Source organism: Ulvibacterium marinum, assembly GCF_003626755.1.
Classification (GTDB): Bacteria; Bacteroidota; Bacteroidia; order Flavobacteriales; family Flavobacteriaceae; genus Ulvibacterium; species Ulvibacterium marinum.
On sequence record NZ_RBCJ01000006.1, the window covers coordinates 37,294 to 58,194 of the forward strand.

Below are 20,901 nucleotides of genomic sequence, written 5' to 3' on the forward strand. Positions count from 1 at the left end.
TACCAAGGACAAACAATATGGATAAGAGACCGCTGGATTTCTGTGTACAATGGCATAGGCGCCGCAGAAATTCGGTTTTGACAATGGGTTCTTTTTTTTTGAGGAAACTACTGCTCGTAAGGGTTACAAATCCGTCGTTGACAGATTAAAAAAAGAGTAAAGAAAAAAGATGAATATCTTTAAGAAGAACTTCATCACAGATTGCTTTTAAAATTGATAAAATGCAAGGAAACAAAATCTCAATAAAAGTAGTGTCCGGTTTAACATCATTTATGTTGTTTTTACTAGTGTTGAACGTGCAGTCTCAGGAAATAGCCCCTAAAACCGATCTCGATAAAAAAGTAGAGGCTTTCCTAGAGGATTATGAGGGAAAGTGGCGTGATATGAATATCCCAGCTTCCGATGGAAAGTTACTTTATGACATTATCCTGAAAAACGGCTATACCAAAGGTCTGGAAATAGGCACTTCAACAGGGCATTCTGCCATATGGATTGCCTGGGCGTTCAGTAAGACCGGAGGAAAATTGATCACTATCGATATCGATGAGACTCGGCACAAGCAAGCCCTAGCCAATCTAAAAGAGGTAGGATTGTCAGAATATGTTGATGCCCGCCTTGCCGATGCCCATAAGTTGGTAAAGGAATTGGGCGTTACCTTCGATTTTGTATTCAGTGATGCGGATAAAGGTTGGTACATTAATTATTTTAAGGATATTGCGCCAAAATTAAAAAAAGGAGGTTGCTTTACCGCCCACAATGTAAGACCAAAAAATTCGGGACAAAGAGGAATGCGAGGGACAGGGGAGTACTTGGAGTACGTTTTAGGCCTGGATACTTTTACTACAACAGTGGATAATTCCGGTGGAGGTTTGGCCATCAGTTACAAAAATTAGATTCGTTTGGCTAGCAAGGAAAAAGATAAGCTTGATCGCAGTCTGGGGTTTTTTTCATTGACGAATATCGTCATCGCCAACATGATCGGAGCAGGAATATTTACGACTTCCGGCCTGTTGATGGGCGACATCGGAAATCCGTGGATACTTCTTCTTTTTTGGGTGATCGGCGGTGTTTTGGCACTATGTGGTGCCCTAAGCTATGGAGAATTAGGGGCAGCCATGCCCCAAGCGGGAGGAGAATACAATTTTTTATCCAAGCTTTTCCATCCCATATATGGCTTTTTAAGCGGATGGGCATCTTTCATTGCAGGGTTTTCGGCACCCATCGCCGCTTCGGCCATCGGTTTTAGCGCATATTTTTTTCGGGCATTTCCGCAGTTCGGTTCTACCATGGGTCTTTCCATGGACACCAACAAGAAATTGGTGTCCATCTGTGTAATTCTCTTATTTTCTGCAGTACACCTTAGAGGGATTAAGTTTGGCGCCAAAGTCCAGAACTATCTTACCGTATTCAAGGTGGTATTGGTAGTCGGTTTACTGATTGTTGGCTTTTTATGGGGCAATGGTGACCTATCTCATTTCTCAGATCAAGTAAGGGTTACATCGGATTTCGGAAGTTGGAAAACGGCCGGGCTCTCATTAATGTGGATTACGTTTGCCTATACCGGCTGGAATGCATCGGTGTATGTTGGTTCGGAAATCAAGAATCCCAAGAAAAACCTGGCCAAATCCCTTATTTTTGGAACCATTATCGTTATGCTTTTGTACTTGTTGTTAAATATACTGTTTATTTATGCCATTCCTCCGGCAGACATGAAAGGGGTGGTCGCCATTGGTGGGCTGGCCGTCAATAATTTGTTCGGCAGTTCTGCAGATGCGGTAGTTTCACTTCTGATTTCATTTGCACTTTTTTCTTCCTTAAGCGCCTTTATAATACTAGGGCCAAGAATCTATTATGCGATGGCGAAAGATGGCTATTTCTTTAAATTCCTAGCCCAGATTCACCCCGTTTTTAAGGTTCCCTCCAAGGCGATTCTTATTCAGGCACTAGTATCAATATTACTGGTACTTTCGGGTACCTTTGATCAAATATTGACTTATATGGGTTTTGCATTGGGAATTTTTCCAATCCTAGCCGTAGTTGGCCTATTTAAACTTAGGAAATCGGGTCAATCTGTCCTGAAACTACCTGGATACCCATGGGTACAAGTTTTTTACATTGTAATAAGTCTTTCGATTCTGGTTTTAGCTTTTTTTGAACGGCCAAAGGAATCATCCATAGCCCTGCTTTCAATGCTGGTGGGGATTCCTATTTTTTTTGCGTTCAAACACTTTCAGCATAATACAAATTTCAACGCATCGGAGAACCAGTCTAAAAATAGATAATTGGATAAAAATCGGTTCGAATTTAAGCATATGGAGTTTAACCCAATATAAATCTATTCCTCTCTCTTTTAGCTACCCAGATAAAGTATTTTTATGATTTCGATATATTGAAAAGTGAAGAAGTTATTGTAAACTAATATGGTAATAGGTCATTGTTTACAACATAAATGCAATGACTATTCCCAAAACGATAGCCAACAATTTTCTTAAATTGAACGTATGTCCCTCCGAACTCTCGAAAAGAATGACTGTGGAGATATGCAGAAACACCCCAATGACCACTGCATTGATATAACTTAAATAGGGTGAAATAAGATCAACATTGGTGGCAAAATAGCTGCCCAAAGGAGTCATCAATGCAAAAAGACTTATAAACATTAGCGCATAAGTCATTTTTAATTTAGAGCCTAGAAGAAAGATGCTAAGAATAACGGCTATGGGAACTTTATGTACCAGTATGCCATAGATAATGGTGCCATTTTCCTGAACCGGGAAGCCTTCCAAAAACGCGTGAATGGAGAGACTAACGAATAAAAGCCAAGGAAAAAGGGTCTTTTCCCCATTCGTGTGAATATGACCATGCTCAGCTCCCTTAGAAAAAAATTCCAAAAATATTTGGAAAAGAATGCCCAGCATAATAAAAACCCCAACGACTTTTGCATTGGAATTTATATAGGCTTTCGGGAAAAGTTCAAAAAGGGTCAAAGCCAATAAAAATGCTCCACTAAAGGCCAAAAGGAGCTTGAAATTCGCTTTATTTTTTGGTTTGAAAAGAACCACAAAACCAAAACTTAGCAATACGGCCAGGAAAGGCAAAAGGTATTTCAATGGATTATTGGATTAGGTTGTTTTTAGGATTTATAGTATCACAAATCCATAAGGCTCAAAAATACTGTATTTTTGCTTCAATTTGATTATGGGGGATGAATAACAACTTTACCATGGTGGCCAAGACCTTGTTCGGTTTTGAGGAAATATTGGCCAAGGAATTACGCAATCTGGGTGCTGGAAATGTAAAAACAGGCACGCGAAACGTATCCTTTGAAGGGGATACCGGGTTTATGTACAAGGCCAACCTATGTCTACGCACTGCCATAAAGATTGTTAAGCCCATCCATTCCTTTTCCATTCGCAATACCCATGATCTATATCGAAAGATCTATGCTATGGATTGGTCGGATTACCTCTCTGTTGATGCAACATTTGCCATAGATACTACCTTACACTCCGATAAGTTTACACATTCTCTTTACGTTTCCCAAAAGGCAAAGGACGCCATTGCGGATAAGTTTCGAGCGTTAGATGGTAAGCGGCCCAATGTGGATATTAAGAATCCGGATATCCGAATAAATATCCATATACAAAATGACCACTGCAATGTGTCCCTGGATAGTTCCGGGAGTTCCTTGCATCATAGAGGCTACCGAACCGCTACGAACATAGCCCCTATAAACGAAGTGCTTGCAGCCGGATTGTTACTTTTAAGCGAATGGGATGGTCGGTCGGATTTTCTAGATCCTATGTGTGGTAGCGGCACTTTTTTGACGGAAGCGGCGATGATCGCATGTAACATTCCAGCAAACATTAATCGTAAGGGCTTCGCCTTTGAAAAATGGTACGATTTTGATGCCGTTCTTTTTGAGAAAATTATAGATACCAGCCTCAACAAGGCCAGGGAGTTTCATTATAAGATCGTTGGGTATGACAAGGCCCCCTCAGCGGTACGAAAGGCGCAGGACAATATTGAAAATGCAAATCTTTCTGAATATATAACCATAGAACAAAAGAATTTTTTTGCCAGCGAAAAGTTTACGGAAGGAAGATTGCATATGGTATTCAATCCGCCGTATGGAGAGCGTCTGAATCTGGATATGGAAAACTTTTATGCATCAATCGGAGATACCTTAAAACAAAAGTATCCTGGGACGGATTCCTGGTTCATTACTTCCAATTTGGAGGCCTTAAAGTATGTGGGTCTTCGGCCCTCACGGAAGATAAAGGTATTTAATAGTCATTTGGAATCACGTTTGGTCAAATATGTAATGTACGAAGGGAGTAAGAAGGCAAAATATCAACAATCCCTATGATTCATTGAAATTCACCTGAACCATGCGACCCAAGTATAAGGCTCTTCTATTCAATTTCATTGCTTTTGTAACGCTATTCCTTGTCGCCCGATTAATACTTGGGTACTTTTTACCGATCAACCGAATTTTTTTAGCGGTAACCTCTGCGATTATTGCCAATGTATTGGCACCTAAATTCGGCGCTATCAAGACCGATGAAGGGGAAAAAGTATTGATGAAGTGGATTTTTATAAAAGGAATGCGCGAGTTATGAATTATTCCTCGGTTTCCTGTTCTTCTACTTCCTCCGGTTTTTTGGTTTTCTTGTATAACGGTATCAAATAGGAAATGGAATAGTTATAGCCCACGCCAAACTTACTTCCTTCGGTAACCTTATTAAATCCGGGGATAAATAAATTGGGAAAAGGCTCTACATTCGGATCACTAAATAAAAAGCCCAAGCGAATACTGCCACCTAGATAAATATTGGCAAATAGCTCTACTTTGGTCCCAAAAACAAATTCGATCCAGGATTGTGAGCGACCACTGAATTCTTGAGCTTCCGTGGAACCCGGTGCAAATTGATCCCTACTCCAATAACTGTTACTTTCGTAAAAACGAAAGCTGTCCACAGTTTGGCTAAAACTACTGATGGCAAATCGTCCACCAACAAAAATAGAATTGTTCATCCCATACCAATTTTCATAGGTATTGTAATCCACTCCTAATTTTAGATAGCTCCCAGAAGTAGTGAAATCATAAAGTTCCGCATCGTTGGGAACATCTATACCACCTAATTCTTCTATTCTGGTTTTATTCTCGTTGCCCAATTCCGCCGCCAAATATAATTTTTGGGTCAGCCGATAATCCCCCACAATTTCAAAGCCCGTATAATTATCCTGAAAAGAGGACACAATAGGCCGGCTTAGGTCTATTCCAACCCTAATGCCATAAGGTTGTTCGTAGACAACGGTATCCTTGGGCTGAAGGTCTATAGGTTCTTGTTGCGCTATAATTGGCACAAGTCCCAGGAAAAGAAATAGGTTAATGAAATATCTTGACATGCGCTGCAGTTGAGTTTTCCACCAAAGGGGTGACAATTTGTATTTCATTTATCCAAGGAGCATCTCCTTCAGAGCTCGCTGAGCCTTCCAATGCATCATAATTGGCCACAAATCCACAAGCTCTGGAAATAAATACTTCATTTACCCCATAGGAAAAAGTAAGTACATCGAAATTGGTCGGATCGTCTTCACTCAATGTTTGCGAAATCAAAAATGATGTGCTGGTTTCCGCAGCTCTTAGCGGTAAGGCAATTGAATCCAAAGAGGCGTTAGTCAAGATTTCCAAAGTATCACTTCCAATAATCAACCCGTTTACCTGTAGGCCTGGAACTTCCTTGGTTTGGGTAATGTCTTGGGAATCATAGAAGCGAACGATCAATAATGGGGTATCACCATCAACACAGATATCGTCCTTTTCGCATGCAGAAAAAGAGATAATCCCTAAAAGGAAAATTAAAATTATAGAGATTTTCTTCATAAGTCCAGCTTCTCCAAAAGTACAACATTTTCCACGTGATGGGTCTGGGGGAACATGTCCACGGGTTGAACCCTTGTTATTTTGTATTTTTCTTTCATCAGCTCTAAGTCCCTAGCCTGTGTTGCACTATTGCAACTTACGTAAACCACTTTTTTTGGAGCGATATTCATAATTTGCCGCACAACATCCTTGTGCATCCCATCGCGTGGAGGGTCTGTTATAAGCACATCCGGACTTCCATTTTCAACAATAAACGTTTCATCAAATACGGTTTTCATATCGCCCACAAAGAAATCAACATTTTCTATTTCATTGCGTTTTGCATTTTCCTTGGCATTGGCAATAGCCTCGGGAACCGCTTCAATACCAATTACCCTTTTGGCCTGTTTCGCTACAAATTGGGCAATGGTACCTGTACCGGTATAAAGATCATATACCAACTCCGTTCCTTTAAGTGATGCAAACTCCCTAACCACCTTATACAGTGCATAAGCCTGGTCGGAATTTGTCTGATAAAATGATTTTGCATCAATTTTGAATTGGAGACCTTTCATTTCCTCTAAAATGTAATCCCTTCCCGAATGGCATATTACTTCCTGATCGTAAATAGTATCGTTCTGCTTTTGATTGATAACGTATAAGAGCGATGTTATTTCCGGAAAACTTTTACCCAAATGATCCAAAAGCAAATTTCTTTGGGTTGAATCATCTTCAAAAAACTGGACCAGTACCATAACCTCACCCGTTGAGGATGTCCGGATCATTAAAGTACGCAGTAATCCATATTGATTTCTTGGATTAAAGAAAGAGAGCCGGTTTTTAACAGCAAACTCTTTGGTCGCCAAACGAATGGCATTGGATGGATCGGGCTGTAGGTGGCACTTTTCAATATCCAAAATTTTGTCCCACATACCTGGGATATGGAATCCAAGTGCATTCTTATCCGAAATTGTGGCGTCGGATTTAATTTCGTCCAAAGTCAACCAGCGGCTGTCGGAAAAGGAAAATTCCATTTTGTTGCGATAGAAATATGATTTCTTCGAGCCTAGGATAGGTTGTATTTCGGGAAGTTCCAGATGCCCTATACGTTTTAAGTTATTCTCTACTTCCCGCTGCTTATAATACAACTGATGAACATAATCCATATGTTGCCATTTGCAACCACCGCATACCCCAAAATGCTCGCACACCGGTTCCGTTCGTTTATCCGAACGGGAGTGAAAATGAGTGGCCACTCCCTCAAAGAAGGATTTTCTTTTTTTTATGGTCTGTACGTCAACGATATCGCCAGGAACCGCATTGGTCAAAAAAATGACCCTTCCATCGGGTGCCTTGCCTATGGTTTTACCTTTGGCACCGGCATCGACTACTTCCACGTTCTCAAAAAAGGGGCGACCAGTTTTTTTGCGCATTGGACAAAAGTACTAATAGGATTGTATTTATACGGGGTATCTTTAAAAGGAATACTATTAAAAAAAGTTAAAAAACATTGAACCTTTTTGACTTTTTTGTGTCTTTGGAATAGAATGGGATACCATGAACCCGAATAAGATATTTGATGCCCTGCTGGTTCTACAATACCAATCTGGGGACAAAAAGGCCCTTAGTTTATTGGTAAAGCGGCACCATACCAAATTATGCAGGCATTCCTATTGGTACACCCATAATTTGGATGCATCCAAGGATATTGTTCAGGATAGTTGGAGTATCATCATCACAAAGTTGGGCAGTATTAGAGACCCCAATGCCTTTGGCAGTTGGGCCATGCGCATAGTTACCCGAAAATCACTGGATTTTCTTAACCGTAACAAAAATGACAGAGAGAAGTTAGCGGGCTATCGTAATACACCCCATAATTTGGATGCAGAAGAGGACAAAGAGTCGGATTTGATACAACTTGAAAATGCTATAAAGCTATTGCCAAATGACCAACAAGTGGTACTTCGATTGTTTTATACAGAGGAATACTCCTTAAAGGAAATAAGCACTATTCTCGAAATCTCCATAGGAACTGTTAAATCTAGGTTGTTCCATGCGCGAGAGAAATTAAAAGCCATTCTTAAAAAATAAACCAATGCAACGAGCAGTAAAAATTTTAAACATATGAAAAAAGAAAAGGAAAAAATCGATGAGCTGATCAAAGAAACTTTGGATAGGGAAGAAGCCAAGTTTTATGATCAATTGGAAGAACAAGATCTTTTTGGGAAAATGGGCGGGGTCTATAAAGGTAAATTGGGATGGTTGGCCATCATCATGAACATTGTACACCTTGTGGTCTTTGCTTTTTTTGTATACTGTGTTGTCCAATTTTTCAACACCACGGATACCAACTTACTTATTAAATGGTCTTCTGCAGGTTTCCTTTGTCTGATCGTAATGGGCATGTTGAAACTTTTTATGTGGATGCAGATGGATAAGAACGATATGCTGCGAGAATTGAAGCGCTTGGAGCTTCAGATAGCTGCATTGTCTCACAAGCTGGATAAATAATTGGAAAATAGTCCGTAATATTTATTAATTTTGCACTTCTACAAAGGATGATTTCTCTCCCAAAGAAGGAATTGCTATAGTCTCATTTAAAGGTATTTATCGTCATGTCGGTTATAAGCAGTATTACTTCCAAGGATGCTATTGCATTGGAGCAAAAATATGGAGCGCAGAATTATCATCCCTTGCCTGTAGTTCTAAGTAGAGGTGAAGGAGTGTATGTTTGGGACGTTGAAGGACGCAAATATTTTGATTTCCTTTCTGCCTATTCGGCCGTAAACCAAGGACACTGTCACCCCAAAATCATATCCGCTCTAAAGGAGCAGGCAGAAAATTTAACACTTACCTCTCGCGCATTCTACAACGATATGCTCGGTAGGTATGAGAAATATGTTTCGGAGTATTTCGGATTTGATAAGGTGCTTCCTATGAATACGGGGGCCGAAGCTGTTGAAACGGCTATTAAGTTGGCCCGCAAATGGGGTTATGAAAAGAAGGGAATTCATGCGAACAAGGCGAAAATAATAGTTTGCCAAAATAATTTTCATGGAAGGACCATCACCATAATATCCGCTTCCAACGACCCAACGGCCACGGAAAATTTTGGACCATTTACCCCAGGAATCGTTTCCATCCGTTACAATGACCTTAATGCCTTACAAGAAGTTTTGAAGGACGGGGATGTAGCCGGATTTTTGGTAGAACCCATTCAAGGAGAGGCAGGGGTTTATGTCCCGGACGAAACTTACATTCAAGAGGCTTATGCTCTTTGTAAGGAAAACAATGTGCTTTTTATCGCAGATGAGGTTCAGACCGGCATCGCGCGTACGGGAAGGTTGCTGGCCACTTGTGGTAACTGCTCCTGCCCGGATAAGTCATGTAGTGGTGCACCCGAGGTTAAACCGGATATTTTAATTTTAGGCAAGGCTCTTTCCGGTGGGGTGTTCCCTGTTTCGGCGGTTTTGGCCAATACCGAGATTATGGATGTCATACGTCCCGGCAACCACGGTTCCACATTTGGAGGGAATCCATTGGCCTGTGCCGTTGCTATTGCAGCCTTGGAAGTGGTAAAGGAAGAGGGCTTGGCGGAAAATGCCGATTATTTGGGCACCATTTTTAGGAAAGAAATGGAAAAGCTGATAGAGCGGACCGATCTTGTAAGGTTGGTTCGGGGGAAAGGGCTTCTGAATGCTATAGTCATTAACGATACCGAAGATAGTTCCACGGCATGGAACATTTGTCTGGCCTTAAAGGAAAATGGACTTTTGGCCAAGCCCACTCATGGGAACATCATTAGATTTGCACCTCCCTTGGTAATGACAGAGGACCAGTTGCTGGAGTGTGTAGCCATCATCACCAAGACCATATTGGATTTTGAACACTAAAAGCTTATCTAAAAAGCAAAAAGCTTAAACTTTTTGTCGCATTGAGCCTGCCTTTGTTGGCGGACAGGTGCAGTCGAGATGTCTGGGAAGTCCTAAATGGAAACGCTTCGACTGTGCTCAAGATGATATGTTTCGCTAATTTTGGAAACGTTTTTAGTGTTTTAGTGCCCTAAATTCCGGAGCCAAATCCGTCCGTACCTATAAAGGCAATTATTGCCCCGAAATAAAGGATAATAAAAATCAGATAGATCAATGCCACGGCCATCCCAATGTAAGATAGAATTCTCCCGGTCTTTACATTTTCATAACCAGTATACATCTCGGGATTGGCCATGTACAATTTTTCCGCTTTTTTGGCACTGCTCAGGCCAATGATGCTAAAAATGATGGCAAAAGGCCCACAGCAAATGAAGGCGCCCACAAGGGATACGATACCCATAGTAAGTGCATTACTTGCACCAGGTAATGGATTTTGACTCATACTATACTTTTTGCTATTCCTCTATTCCGTATTGTTCCATCATTTCCCTGGATTGTTCCAATATGGCATCCCAATCGCCTGTAGAAATAACGTAAATCCATCGGATCGCAACCAAAGCTGATAAAATCAATGCTATCAAAGCAACGATTTTACCTGTTTTTATTTGGCTTATATTATCGTACAATTCTGGATTTTCAGCATAGATTTTTTCCGACTTTCTGGCCATTATAAAAGCAATGGCAGAAGGAATAATTCCAATACCGGCAAAGCAACAGCATACGTATCCGAAAATTCCAAGAACAAGTATTAGGGTTGCATTAGGTAATTTTTGTTGTTCCATTATATTTTAGGTTTAGTTAGATAAATTTTAGGATATAATTCCCTAGGATAAGCCCCACGCTTAGCATCATAAGCACAACGACTATTTTATTGATGTAGGGAATCTTAAAAAAGACATCGGCCAATAAAAGGCCAAGTAAGGGAATAATTGTATATACAGCAGGATACATATGGAACGCAGCGATAAAATCACCCTGAAATAAAAAGACCACCGAACGTTGTAATCCACAACCCGGACAATCCAGGCCCAGAATCTGCTTGCTAAAACAGGGGATCATATAATCCTTAATGCCCAAAGGTAACATTGCCAAAAAAAGATTCATCCCTTTAAATTGGTTTTCCAGTTGAAAAATACCATTATTTTTGGGTATAATAAAATAAAAATATGGAGGATTTTGCTGTTGGTGATGTTGTAGAAGCTCTTGATGACACCATTCGTGGAGTCGTTGTGCGTGTGGCCGTCAATGAAATTACCATCGAAGACAAGGACGGTTTTTCCTTCAGCTATGTTCCCAACGAACTGGTTAAGGTTTCAGATGGAATCACCGTTTCCAATGATGAGGTGACCCAAGTAAAGGCGGAAAAAGAGCTTCCTGGTAAACCAGTAAGAAAGGTTCCAAAGCCTAAGGAGCGAAATGCCCCAAAAATGGAAGTGGATTTGCATATAAACCAGTTGGTCAAATCATCAAAGGGCATGACCAACCATGAAATTTTGAACCTACAGTTGGATACGGCCAAACGTCAACTGGAATTTGCCATACGCCATCGCATCCAAAAGATAGTCTTTATCCATGGTGTAGGAGAGGGGGTATTACGTGAAGAGCTGAACTATTTATTCGGACGGTATGGAAATGTGAAGTATTACGATGCGGACTATCAAAAATATGGACTGGGCGCCACAGAGGTTTATATTTTACAAAATCCCTAGAAATGACACTACTGACTACTTGTTGTTACTATACCAAATTCGTTGACGCTTAAATCCGTAATTCTTTCATCGGTGCCGGTAATAAAGGAGATATTGTCCAAGCGTATGGTATGTTCAAAAGTTACGGTATCCACGGCTATTGTGGAGACAAAAACGCTTCCGCTTTCCGCCACTATTTCTTCCGTTACCATAGGCTCTATAGGAGGTACGGCATCGCAAAAATAGTCATTGGAGACCTGGTCGGAAAAAATGCGGTATACCAATTGCGACTGACCTGGAACCGTGCTTTCGATTTCGCCTTCGGAAACCTCATTGTTTAGAATTCCGCTTTGCAAAGTAAGTATTAAGGCCTCGTCGTCATTTATCTTGAAAAAAATTGTGCTTTCCGTTGTTACCGTGCTCTCACATGTTTGTGGGTCCACACTATCAAAATCTATGGTCTCAATTGAAAGATTACCATCGTTACAGGATATCAACAGGGCAAGAAAACCAAGGTACAATACGTATTTCATGGTTCAAATGTAAATGAAATATGTCATAAGTTTGTTCCACTTTGACTAGAAATTAACTATAAATCGGTTAATTTTGGCAAGTCTAATCCCAATAGGTTTTTGATGGAAAAGGTGTATCTGGACAATGCGGCCACTACCCAGGTAAGGAGTAGCGTAATTCATAAAATGCAAGAGGCGTTGACCCAATTTTATGGGAACCCATCTTCTACACATAGCTTTGGAAGGTCTGCTAAAACGGTAGTGGAAAGTGCCCGAAAAACCATTGCCAAATACATGAACGCACATCCATCGGAAATCATTTTTACTTCGGGAGGAACCGAAGCTGACAATATGATCTTGCGCAGCGCAGTGCGCGATTTGGGAGTTACCACCATTATTACTTCCAAAATAGAACACCACGCTGTACTCCATACTGCCCAGGATTTGGAAAGGCAGGAGGGAATTAATCTTCGGTTTGTTGATTTGGATGAATGGGGCAATCCCAAGCTTTCACATTTGAGAAAGCTTTTGCAAGAGGACGATACCAAAAAATTGGTAAGCCTTATGCATGTGAACAATGAAATTGGGAATAAGATAGCCATCGCAGAAATTTGTGGCCTATGCAAGGAGCATGGTGCCTTTTTTCATTCGGACACGGTGCAATCCATCGGCCACTATCCTTGGGACGTGCAGGAAATCCAGGTTGATTTCCTTACCGCGGCGGCGCATAAGTTTCATGGCCCAAAGGGTATCGGGTTTGCTTTTTTACGTAAAAACTCCGGTTTAAAGCCCTTAATTTCAGGTGGCTCCCAAGAACGAGGTTTTAGGGCGGGGACAGAATCTTTTCATAATATCGTTGGATTGCAGGAAGCCTTTGTTGCTGCCTATGATAACTTGGAAGAGGAACAAGCGTATGTAACCGAATTAAAAAAATACTTCCTGGAAAGCATACAAAGGGAAATTCCCGAGGTTAAGTTTAACGGTCTTTCGGGAGATTTGGAAAGTAGTACCTATACATTGGTCAGTGTACGCTTGCCCATAGATTCCGATAAGGCAATACTTCTCCTGTTTCATTTGGATATAAAAGGTATCGCTTGTTCCAAAGGAAGTGCATGCCAATCCGGTAGCGATATGGGATCTCATGTACTTTCCGAAATATTGCCCGAAGAAGAGCTGAACAAGCCTTCGCTTCGGTTTTCATTTTCCAAATACAACACCCGGGAAGAACTGGATTATGCCATTGAAGTTTTAAAGGATTTTATCGCGAATTAGTTTTTACCCTTTTTTCTATCCCTTCTTTTTTCGCGATCATAAGGAAACTTTCGCGCTGCCAGCTTCATCATCCTGTCAATGAGATCGTTGGTGTTCTTGCCCGATTTCTTATTGATTTTTTTTTCATATTTCCACAACAACTTACCGGTTCTTCCATCGCTTATCTTTACGCCGATTCTTCCATAATCGGCATCACCCAAAAAATAATCTATCAAGCTGAATCCTTCGGGTATACCCTTGGAAAGCAATATATTCAGATCTAGGCTTCCACTAATAATTCCATCCACGCCAAGCAATTCACTTAATTGTTTAGTAGTGTATACATCTATGTTGGTATAGGAAATGCCGTTTTGTGACAACAAGGCATTGGTGTTTTTTATGTTTTGAAACTCTACAGAAAACTTTTTCTTTTTCTTTCGTTGGGAAAAGTAGGTTTCCAGGGCATTTTGAACCGCGTAGCCTTCTTTTTCTTCCAGTTTCTTCAACTCATCCCTAGAGATCTCCTCCTTTAAGTCCAATTTGGTAATAAAAGGTACAATGGCAAGGACCTGATGTCCATCGCTTAAGGCATCGAACTTATCGCTCTCATAAATGTTTTTTTGAGCGTATAGAAAGGTGGAGGCAAGAATTAGTGTGCCAAAAAGAACGTTCCTCATAAATCGGAAAAAATATATCATAATCTTATAGCAATCTTCGAGGACGGTTAAAAGCCCATACTTAGACGCAGGTTCAAAACCCGTGCAGTCATAAAATTCGGTACGGCAAACTGCTGTTTACTGTCCACATCCCTGACCCAGGTATTGGTAATTGAGTTTTGGTTGTTAAAAAGATTGAATACTTCAAACCCTACGCTCAACTCCTTGAAACTATATAACCAATGGTCTTTTGGGTATGTTTTATCCCCATTTACAAAAATATGGGAAATTCCTAGATCTGCCCTTTTATAATCTCTTAATCTATTCTGAAAAACATAAGGGTCCGCATAGCTTGGAGAACCCCCGGGTACCCCGGTGTTGTAAACCAAGTTCAAATACATTCTTAAGTTAGGGATGTCCGGGATGTAATCTTGGAACAGAACCCCTAATTTCAAACGTTGGTCGGTAGGTCTGGAAATATAGCCCCTATCATTAATGTTCTCCTCCGTTTTAAGATAACCAATACTTACCCAAGATTCCGTTCCCGGTACAAAAGCGCCGCTCATTCTTAGTTCTCCGCCATAGACGTATGCTTTTGCACTATTGTTTGCCCTATACCGGATGCGAACATCCTCCAGGGTATACGGATTTACGTTGTCCAGCTTTTTATAGTACCCTTCCCCGATAAGGGTAAAAGGCCTGTTCCAAAGGGTAAAGCTATATTCGTTGCCCACAACGAGATGAAGCGATTTCTGGGCCTTTACTTCAGGACGCACAATACCTAAGCTGTCTCTTAACTCCCTATAAAAAGGAGGTTGTTGATATATTCCTCCGGAGATTCTAAAGAGCATATCCTTCTCCCAATTGGGTTTTATTGCCAATTGCGCCCTTGGGCTAAAAATGGTATGGGATGTCTTGGCCACATTGGTTCCACTAACCGTCCAGTGCTGAGAGCGTATTCCGATATTGTAGTAAATATCATTGCCATTCCATGCTTTCCGGTCGCTAAATTGAATGAAACCGGAAAAACGATTGGTCTTCACGAAATTCCGGGAATTTATTCCCTCAAAGGGCACCAAGGGAGCTGTAAAGGGTTCCCCAGGTTCGTTATTGTTGAATTCTGGAAAGGGAGGACGTACAGAAAACCCGGCGGAGTCTATAAACTCGGATTCCCTCAATTGGTCCCTAATATCCTCATGTGTGTATTTAACACCCCATTCCAATGCTCTTTCGTTATGTGCATAGTTACCCTTATGTGAAATATTTAGGATAAGGGCGTCCAAATCGTTTCTGGCCCTGTTAATTTGTGAACCCAAACCTCTGGATGAGGTTACCTCACCCAAGGTCTCGCTGCCAAGATTGGTATCTATTTCGCCCAGTTCATATTGGGCCACTACATCCGAGTATTCTTCCTCCGTATTATGGTAAATGGACGAAATAAGTTTTAGATTCACTTTTTCATTCAAAAAATAATCGCCCTTTAAGGCGGCCAATTGCGTATTATAGGCATTGTTTTCCCTACCTTGGTAGAAAACGACAAGTGCTCTGGGGTCGTTCAAGGTTCCGAAATTGGTCTGTCTGTTCAAGGGTTCATTTTGATAATCGTTTAGGGAGATATTCCCCAGGAAACCTAACTGGAATTTTTTCGAAAACCTATAGGTCATGTAACTCTGTACATCGGCAAAGACTGGATTGAAGTTGGCATTGGTTTGTTGGCTATTTACAAGAAGGCTATTGTTGCGATAACGAACACCGGAGATACTAGTGAAATTTTTGTTTTTGGAAACAGTTTCCACCACGGCACTTGCCCCTAGGAGACTTAAATCCAATTGCGCGCCAAAGTTGACCGGGTTTTTGTAGGTGATGTCCAATACCGAAGATAGTTTGTCCCCGTATTTTGCTTGAAACCCACCAGGTGAAAAACTCACGTCCTTTGCCATATCGCTGTTTACGAAACTTAGGCCTTCTTGTTGCGCCGATCGGACAAGAAAAGGGCGGTACACCTCTATTTCATTAATATAAACCAGATTTTCATCATAATTTCCACCACGGACTGAATATTGCGTGCTCAATTCGTTGTTGGAAGAAACTCCAGGCAATAGTTTTAAGATATTTTCTACTCCAGCATTGGCCCCTGGTATTTTTCGTAATTCCTGGGGAGCTATTACGGCAATACCTTCTACACTTTTCCTGCCGGTGGGGGTAACGGTAATCCCGTCAATTTGGATAGCGTCCACCTTCATTATCGGATTAAACTCGTATGTCTCGTTGGTGATAAGTATCAAATCCTTAAGAATAACACTTTTATGTCCTAAATGCGAAAAGGTAATCGTTGTTTTTTCATCCGCAACGATTTCTAACAAGTAAAACCCATTTGCATCGGAAAATGTACCTGTTCTGCCTGAAGAAATATTTACATTGGAAAGCGGTACCTTCCTTTCATCCAAAATTACGCCCGTAATAGTGGCAGTCTGTGCATTTGCGAAAAAGGCAAGACAGAATATCAGAAGCGCAAGAATGTACTTTAGGCATTTCAAACCCCTTATTTTCTATAAAATATTGTTGATAAGGTACTACTGTTTCCGACATTGTCGGTTACCACAACCTTTAGCTCACACTGCTTTTTGTCCAAAATAACATCATCAAAATTATACGTAAGGGTTTTGGTTTTGGGTTCATATTCCATTAAGATCCATTCACCGTTCAAGGTTGCCGAATAAGAATCGATACCACTCAGATCGTCCGCGATATAAAGGCTTAGGTAACGGTAATTGTTGAGCCACTGCTTTGCTTTAAAATTCTTGGTTCGGATTTTTGGGGCCGTGGTGTCCTTGGCCAAGGTGTAAGTACCTAGATTTCGCGTTCTGGCGGTAAACACGTCCCCTCTTTTATAGGTAGAAGTGTAATTGGGCTTAAGTTTCTTGTCCAGACGTGCTATAAACAGCTGTTTGCGTTCGTTTTCTGAATATTTTGAAGTATCAAAGGTTATCGTAAAATTACGGTGGGCAGGAACTGTGTTGTTGTGGATTTTAACCGTATCCTCTCCTTTTTCCAAATCCAAATAAAAATCCTCATAAAAGGTATTCGATGGAAAATATACCTTGGCCGCCCCCAAATCATAATTATTCGGTTTTTTGGCAATTACATAATAATCGGTCTTTTTTTCTTCCCGTTCCTTTTTTATCGTTTCCTTTTTGCCTTCTACTGGAATACGTAATTTAACAAGGTTGCCTTCAAAATCCTTGATCAACAACTCAACATTATAACTTAGGCCTTCCCTAACCACGATCTTTCCATCGTTATGAAGGGTGTTATATATACTAAGTCGATTTCCTGGCGACTTAAAGGATTTTTGAATACGCTGTTTGTACTTTCCGAAGTGATGGTAGTCTATCAATGTATTAATATACCGGGATTCGGAAAATGAGAATTTCTCAAAATTATAGTCAGAATATATCTTTCCATTTACCAATTGTTGTACTGAGTAGACCCCGTTTTTATTAGCTGCCATATCCTGTCTGTCATGTCCAACAAAACCAAAACCGATGGTGCCCGCAGCCCGAACTTTATCCGTAAGGAAAGTACCGTCCTTCTGCTTTGAAAAGTTGATTTGTATTTTATTCCGACTTTGGTTTATTTGGGCATCTTTGGAGAGCGGAAACCCATAAAGTTTTAATACTGTAGGGTTGGTGGCGTCCCTTACCTCATACCCATATAATAAGGGATTTGTAGGTTTTTCCGAGATACTGCTCCGTATCTCAAAATGGAGGTGGGGACCGGAGGATCCACCGGTATTACCACTGTAGGCGATTACTTCACCTTTTGCTACCTTTAGTTCTCCATAATCCGGGAATATTTCCACCTCATAGGATCTTTTTTGGTATTGTATTTTTTTGATGTATTCCTCCAAGCTGGGTGAAAATTTTCTGAGATGTCCATAAACCGAAGTATATCCATTGGGATGTGCCACATAGATTGCCTTACCATACCCCCAATGTGATATTTTAATACGTGTAACGCTTCCATCTCCAATGGCGTAGATGGGTAGTCCCTGTCTTTGCTGTGTTTTTATATCAATACCGGCATGAAAATGATTTGAGCGCAATTCCCCAAAGGTTCCTGCCAAGATAAGCGGGATATCCATAGGAGATCTAAAAGCATCTTTAGGATAATTTTCCTGTCCCCATATGGTCATACAATTTAGCAAGAGTACTCCTAAAACAACTTTTCGCATAACATGAATATGTGGGTACGAAAGTAATTAATCACTTTGAATCCTTGAAAGCACATTGATCCAAATATAGACGTACCATAGTACTCAACGATTTATGCTCAATTAAAGTATTGCTTCAAGAATAATTGAAAAAAGTATTGCTAAGTCGTTAGATGTATGTTAACTTTGTGTAACATGCATTGAAAAGCTACATGAGCGAATTGGTACAAATTGTTGATTCCTTGGAGAACAAAATTAGCAAGTTGTTGCGCAAAATGGAATTACTCCAACAGGCCAATTCAAAGCTTGAAAATGAATTGATGGCGGTAAAAAGCGATAGGGACAGTACTCTGGATTCCGTCGCGGAATGGCAGGAAAAATACAATTCGCTAAAACTCGCTAATTCAATGCTGGGCAGTAATACAAACAAAACAGAAGCTAAGCTTAAGATAAACACATTGATCAGGGAGTTGGATCATTGCATAGCCCAGCTCTCGGAATAATGCTTAAAAATTATAATGCAGGAAAGGTTAAAGATCAAACTTTCAATTGCAGATAGGGTATATCCTTTAACGATTGACCCTTCCCAGGAAGAAGGACTGCGGAAAGCGGCCAAGAATATTGAACAATTGGCCAAAAAGTTTGAGCAAAACTATGCTGTTAGGGATAAACAAGATGTGCTGGCCATGTGCGCGCTGCAGTTTGCTTCAAAAATAGAGCAAGGTGGTATTGACCAGTCCGAAGGGACCAAAAAGGCCAAGGAACGCCTAAGGGCGCTGGATGATCTTGTTAATTCCAAACTAAGCTTAAAATAAGTTCTTTTAAATACATAGTTACTGCCCACATTGGTATTATCTTTTGACGAACTCAACACTAATTTGTTTGAAAAGGGTGAGTTTAGGTTGTAAAAGCAGGCCTTACTAGTATAAGGATCCTTGAGCAGTCTGTTAGCCCTAAACTTGTTTATAGGAGTTTGTACAAAACTTCTCCAATGTGGGCTTTTTTTATGGATAAGACCCCATTTTTGATGATAGCAGAAATACTCATCAAAATCGTTGGTCACATTAATTTCGCTACGGGGCGAAATCTGTTTGTGCAAGCAGATTAACAATTTTAATTTTCGATAATATGGAAAGCACTATAGCAATAATAACGGGAATCATTGGACTTATTGTAGGTTTTGTCATTGCCAAGTTTATGGAGAAGGGCAAGGCTTCAAAAACTATAACAAACGCCAAAAGGGAAGCGGCATCAATTATTAAAGGTGCTAAATTGGAAGGGGAGACTACTAAAAAGGATAAGATTTTCCAAGCCAAGGAAAAGTTCTTGGAGCTTAAGGCGGAACATGAAAAAGTCATTATCAATAAAAACAAAAAAATTGCAGAAGCGGAAAAGAGAACCCGGGACAAAGAGTCTCAGATAAGTAATGAGCTGGCGCGGAATAAAAAGCTGAACGAGCAACTTGAAAGGAAAATGAAGGATGTGGATCATAAGACAGAGTTCTATGAAAAAAAACAATCCGAACTTGAAAAATTGCATAAAAGCCAAGTACAGCAATTAGAGGTTATTTCCGGTCTTTCTGCCGAAGAAGCTAAGAGCCAATTGTTGGAGTCCCTTAAAGAAACTGCCAAGACCGACGCTATGGCCTATATGCAAACCACTTTGGAAGAGGCCAAATTAACGGCGCAACAGGAAGCGAAAAAGATTGTCATAAATACCATCCAACGCATAGGTACGGAGGAAGCGGTAGAAAATTGTGTTTCCGTCTTTAACTTGGAATCCGATGATGTAAAAGGCCGGATTATTGGTAGGGAAGGTAGGAATATCAGGGCCTTGGAATCGGCAACCGGAGTTGAAATTATTGTAGACGATACCCCGGAGGCGATCATATTGTCCTGTTTTGACTCTGTGCGTCGAGAAGTAGCAAGGTTGTCCCTGCATAAATTGGTGACGGATGGCCGTATACATCCGGCACGTATCGAGGAAATCGTAAAAAAGACGGAAAAACAAATAGAACAAGAAATCGTAGAAGTAGGTAAACGTACAGTTATTGACTTAGGTATACATGGGTTGCACCCCGAGTTAATTAGAGCAGTGGGAAGAATGAAATACCGGTCCTCCTACGGTCAAAATTTATTACAGCATTCCAGGGAAGTTGCCAAGCTGTGCGGCGTAATGGCAGCTGAATTGGGTCTCAATCCAAAATTGGCCAAACGAGCTGGACTATTGCATGATATTGGTAAGGTACCCAATACCGAAGCGGAAGTGGAGACACCACACGCCATTTTAGGGATGCAATGGGCCGATAAATTTGGCGAAAAGCCAGATGTTTGCAACGCTATAGGCGCCCACCATGACGAGATTGAAATGAAAACCCTTATTTCTCCTATAGTTCAGGTCTGCGATGCCATTAGTGGAGCAAGGCCTGGTGCACGTAGGCAAGTATTGGATTCTTATATACAGCGACTCAAGGATTTGGAAGACATTGCCTTCGGTTTTGGAGGTGTCCAAAAAGCCTATGCCATACAAGCAGGTAGAGAGCTTCGTGTAATCGTGGAAAGTGAAAAGGTGAGTGATGACAAAGCGGCACAGTTGTCTTTTGAGATTTCGCAAAAAATTCAAACGGATATGACTTATCCAGGACAAGTGAAGATAACCGTAATTCGGGAAACCCGATCCGTAAACGTTGCCAAATAAGATTTACAGCCTATAATTAAGGAAAGCCCCGGGAAAAGTGTCTTTTCCTTCCTTACCGGACGCTAATTCGAAAAAGTAAGTAC

23 protein-coding genes and 1 other RNA gene are annotated in these 20,901 nt (G+C 40.8%); 13 read left to right on the forward strand and 11 right to left on the reverse strand.

Going from position 1 to position 20,901, the window contains the following annotated elements; translation table 11 throughout:
- The first annotated feature begins 221 nt into the window (after positions 1–221).
- Both D7Z94_RS23495 and D7Z94_RS23500 read left to right on the forward strand, forming a co-directional pair.
- Positions 222–893, forward strand: a complete 672-nt coding sequence (locus D7Z94_RS23495; protein ID WP_120714101.1) for an O-methyltransferase — start codon at positions 222–224, stop codon at positions 891–893.
- Between the two features lie 6 nt (positions 894–899).
- Entirely contained in the window at positions 900–2,282 is a 1,383-nt protein-coding gene (locus tag D7Z94_RS23500) for an APC family permease (protein ID WP_120714102.1), read from the forward strand.
- Between the two features lie 156 nt (positions 2,283–2,438).
- Here D7Z94_RS23500 and D7Z94_RS23505 read toward each other — a convergent pair whose 3' ends face one another.
- Positions 2,439–3,110, reverse strand: a complete 672-nt coding sequence (locus D7Z94_RS23505) for a ZIP family metal transporter (RefSeq protein ID WP_120714103.1) — start codon at positions 3,108–3,110, stop codon at positions 2,439–2,441.
- A 95-nt stretch (positions 3,111–3,205) separates the two neighbouring features.
- On the opposite strand from D7Z94_RS23505, the gene D7Z94_RS23510 reads away from it, so the two are divergent.
- Together D7Z94_RS23510 and D7Z94_RS23515 are read left to right on the forward strand one after the other, a co-directional pair.
- On the forward strand, positions 3,206–4,369 hold the full coding sequence (locus D7Z94_RS23510) for a THUMP domain-containing class I SAM-dependent RNA methyltransferase (protein WP_120714104.1): 1,164 nt from the start codon (positions 3,206–3,208) through the stop codon (positions 4,367–4,369).
- Positions 4,370–4,391: 22 nt separating this feature from the next.
- A complete protein-coding gene (locus D7Z94_RS23515; RefSeq protein WP_120714105.1) occupies positions 4,392–4,622 on the forward strand; it encodes a hypothetical protein in 231 nt (76 codons plus the stop codon).
- 1 nt (position 4,623) lies between these two features.
- Here the strand turns inward: D7Z94_RS23515 and D7Z94_RS23520 are convergent, their stop codons facing one another.
- Genes D7Z94_RS23520 through rlmD form a run of 3 tightly spaced genes read right to left on the reverse strand, consistent with a single transcriptional unit; the run spans position 4,624 to position 7,302 of the window.
- Positions 4,624–5,412 carry a DUF6048 family protein gene (locus tag D7Z94_RS23520; protein ID WP_120714106.1) on the reverse strand — a complete coding sequence of 263 codons (789 nt, stop codon included), beginning with the start codon at positions 5,410–5,412 and terminating at the stop codon, positions 4,624–4,626.
- On the reverse strand, positions 5,393–5,890 hold the full coding sequence (locus D7Z94_RS23525) for a DUF6452 family protein (RefSeq protein WP_120714107.1): 498 nt from the start codon (positions 5,888–5,890) through the stop codon (positions 5,393–5,395). Before D7Z94_RS23525 ends, D7Z94_RS23520 begins: the two co-directional genes overlap by 20 nt.
- The gene (rlmD, locus tag D7Z94_RS23530; RefSeq protein ID WP_120714108.1) at positions 5,887–7,302 is read right to left on the reverse strand and encodes a 23S rRNA (uracil(1939)-C(5))-methyltransferase RlmD; all 1,416 of its coding nucleotides are present in this window, start codon (positions 7,300–7,302) and stop codon (positions 5,887–5,889) included. Before rlmD ends, D7Z94_RS23525 begins: the two co-directional genes overlap by 4 nt.
- Before the next feature lie 124 nt (positions 7,303–7,426).
- Between rlmD and D7Z94_RS23535 the strand changes: the two genes are divergently transcribed.
- From D7Z94_RS23535 to rocD, 3 genes are all read left to right on the forward strand, one after another.
- Positions 7,427–7,960, forward strand: a complete 534-nt coding sequence (locus D7Z94_RS23535) for an RNA polymerase sigma factor (protein ID WP_120714109.1) — start codon at positions 7,427–7,429, stop codon at positions 7,958–7,960.
- Positions 7,961–7,993: 33 nt separating this feature from the next.
- Complete coding sequence (locus D7Z94_RS23540) at positions 7,994–8,380, forward strand: DUF6768 family protein (RefSeq protein WP_120714110.1); 387 nt, start codon at positions 7,994–7,996, stop codon at positions 8,378–8,380.
- A gap of 104 nt (positions 8,381–8,484) precedes the next feature.
- Complete coding sequence (gene rocD / locus D7Z94_RS23545; protein ID WP_120714111.1) at positions 8,485–9,762, forward strand: ornithine--oxo-acid transaminase; 1,278 nt, start codon at positions 8,485–8,487, stop codon at positions 9,760–9,762.
- A 169-nt stretch (positions 9,763–9,931) separates the two neighbouring features.
- On the opposite strand, the gene D7Z94_RS23550 is transcribed toward rocD, so the two are convergent.
- From D7Z94_RS23550 to D7Z94_RS23560, 3 genes are read right to left on the reverse strand one after another with little or no spacing between them, the layout of a single operon-like run.
- Positions 9,932–10,243, reverse strand: a complete 312-nt coding sequence (locus D7Z94_RS23550) for a CCC motif membrane protein (protein ID WP_120714112.1) — start codon at positions 10,241–10,243, stop codon at positions 9,932–9,934.
- Between the two features lie 13 nt (positions 10,244–10,256).
- A complete protein-coding gene (locus D7Z94_RS23555; protein ID WP_120714113.1) occupies positions 10,257–10,583 on the reverse strand; it encodes a CCC motif membrane protein in 327 nt (108 codons plus the stop codon).
- 16 nt (positions 10,584–10,599) lie between these two features.
- Complete coding sequence (locus D7Z94_RS23560; protein WP_245967295.1) at positions 10,600–10,905, reverse strand: DUF2752 domain-containing protein; 306 nt, start codon at positions 10,903–10,905, stop codon at positions 10,600–10,602.
- Positions 10,906–10,967: 62 nt separating this feature from the next.
- On the opposite strand from D7Z94_RS23560, the gene D7Z94_RS23565 reads away from it, so the two are divergent.
- On the forward strand, positions 10,968–11,510 hold the full coding sequence (locus D7Z94_RS23565) for a Smr/MutS family protein (RefSeq protein ID WP_120714114.1): 543 nt from the start codon (positions 10,968–10,970) through the stop codon (positions 11,508–11,510).
- An 8-nt stretch (positions 11,511–11,518) separates the two neighbouring features.
- Here the strand turns inward: D7Z94_RS23565 and D7Z94_RS23570 are convergent, their stop codons facing one another.
- Entirely contained in the window at positions 11,519–12,022 is a 504-nt protein-coding gene (locus D7Z94_RS23570) for a hypothetical protein (RefSeq protein WP_120714115.1), read from the reverse strand.
- Positions 12,023–12,124: 102 nt separating this feature from the next.
- On the opposite strand from D7Z94_RS23570, the gene D7Z94_RS23575 reads away from it, so the two are divergent.
- Positions 12,125–13,273: a cysteine desulfurase family protein gene (locus D7Z94_RS23575; RefSeq protein WP_120714116.1), complete on the forward strand. Its 1,149-nt coding sequence runs from the start codon at positions 12,125–12,127 to the stop codon at positions 13,271–13,273.
- Here D7Z94_RS23575 and D7Z94_RS23580 read toward each other — a convergent pair.
- From D7Z94_RS23580 to D7Z94_RS23590, 3 genes are read right to left on the reverse strand one after another with little or no spacing between them, the layout of a single operon-like run.
- Complete coding sequence (locus D7Z94_RS23580; protein ID WP_120714375.1) at positions 13,270–13,929, reverse strand: hypothetical protein; 660 nt, start codon at positions 13,927–13,929, stop codon at positions 13,270–13,272. The genes D7Z94_RS23575 and D7Z94_RS23580 overlap by 4 nt on opposite strands.
- Positions 13,930–13,976: 47 nt before the next feature.
- On the reverse strand, positions 13,977–16,445 hold the full coding sequence (locus D7Z94_RS23585) for a TonB-dependent receptor (protein WP_120714117.1): 2,469 nt from the start codon (positions 16,443–16,445) through the stop codon (positions 13,977–13,979).
- A gap of 5 nt (positions 16,446–16,450) precedes the next feature.
- Positions 16,451–18,142 (reverse strand): M23 family metallopeptidase, encoded by a 1,692-nt coding sequence (locus tag D7Z94_RS23590; RefSeq protein ID WP_120714118.1) that lies wholly within the window; start codon positions 18,140–18,142, stop codon positions 16,451–16,453.
- Positions 18,143–18,333: 191 nt separating this feature from the next.
- Here D7Z94_RS23590 and D7Z94_RS23595 point away from each other — a divergent pair, with 191 nt between their 5' ends.
- The 4 genes from D7Z94_RS23595 to rny all read left to right on the forward strand — a co-directional run bounded on the left by D7Z94_RS23595 (position 18,334) and on the right by rny (position 20,818).
- The gene (locus D7Z94_RS23595; protein WP_120714119.1) at positions 18,334–18,624 is read left to right on the forward strand and encodes a zinc metalloprotease; all 291 of its coding nucleotides are present in this window, start codon (positions 18,334–18,336) and stop codon (positions 18,622–18,624) included.
- 15 nt (positions 18,625–18,639) lie between these two features.
- A complete protein-coding gene (locus tag D7Z94_RS23600) occupies positions 18,640–18,936 on the forward strand; it encodes a cell division protein ZapA (protein ID WP_120714120.1) in 297 nt (98 codons plus the stop codon).
- Positions 18,937–18,986: 50 nt separating this feature from the next.
- Positions 18,987–19,096: non-coding RNA, 6S RNA (ssrS, locus tag D7Z94_RS23605), on the forward strand.
- A 153-nt stretch (positions 19,097–19,249) separates the two neighbouring features.
- On the forward strand, positions 19,250–20,818 hold the full coding sequence (gene rny, locus D7Z94_RS23610; RefSeq protein ID WP_120714121.1) for a ribonuclease Y: 1,569 nt from the start codon (positions 19,250–19,252) through the stop codon (positions 20,816–20,818).
- The last annotated feature ends 83 nt before the right edge of the window (positions 20,819–20,901 follow it).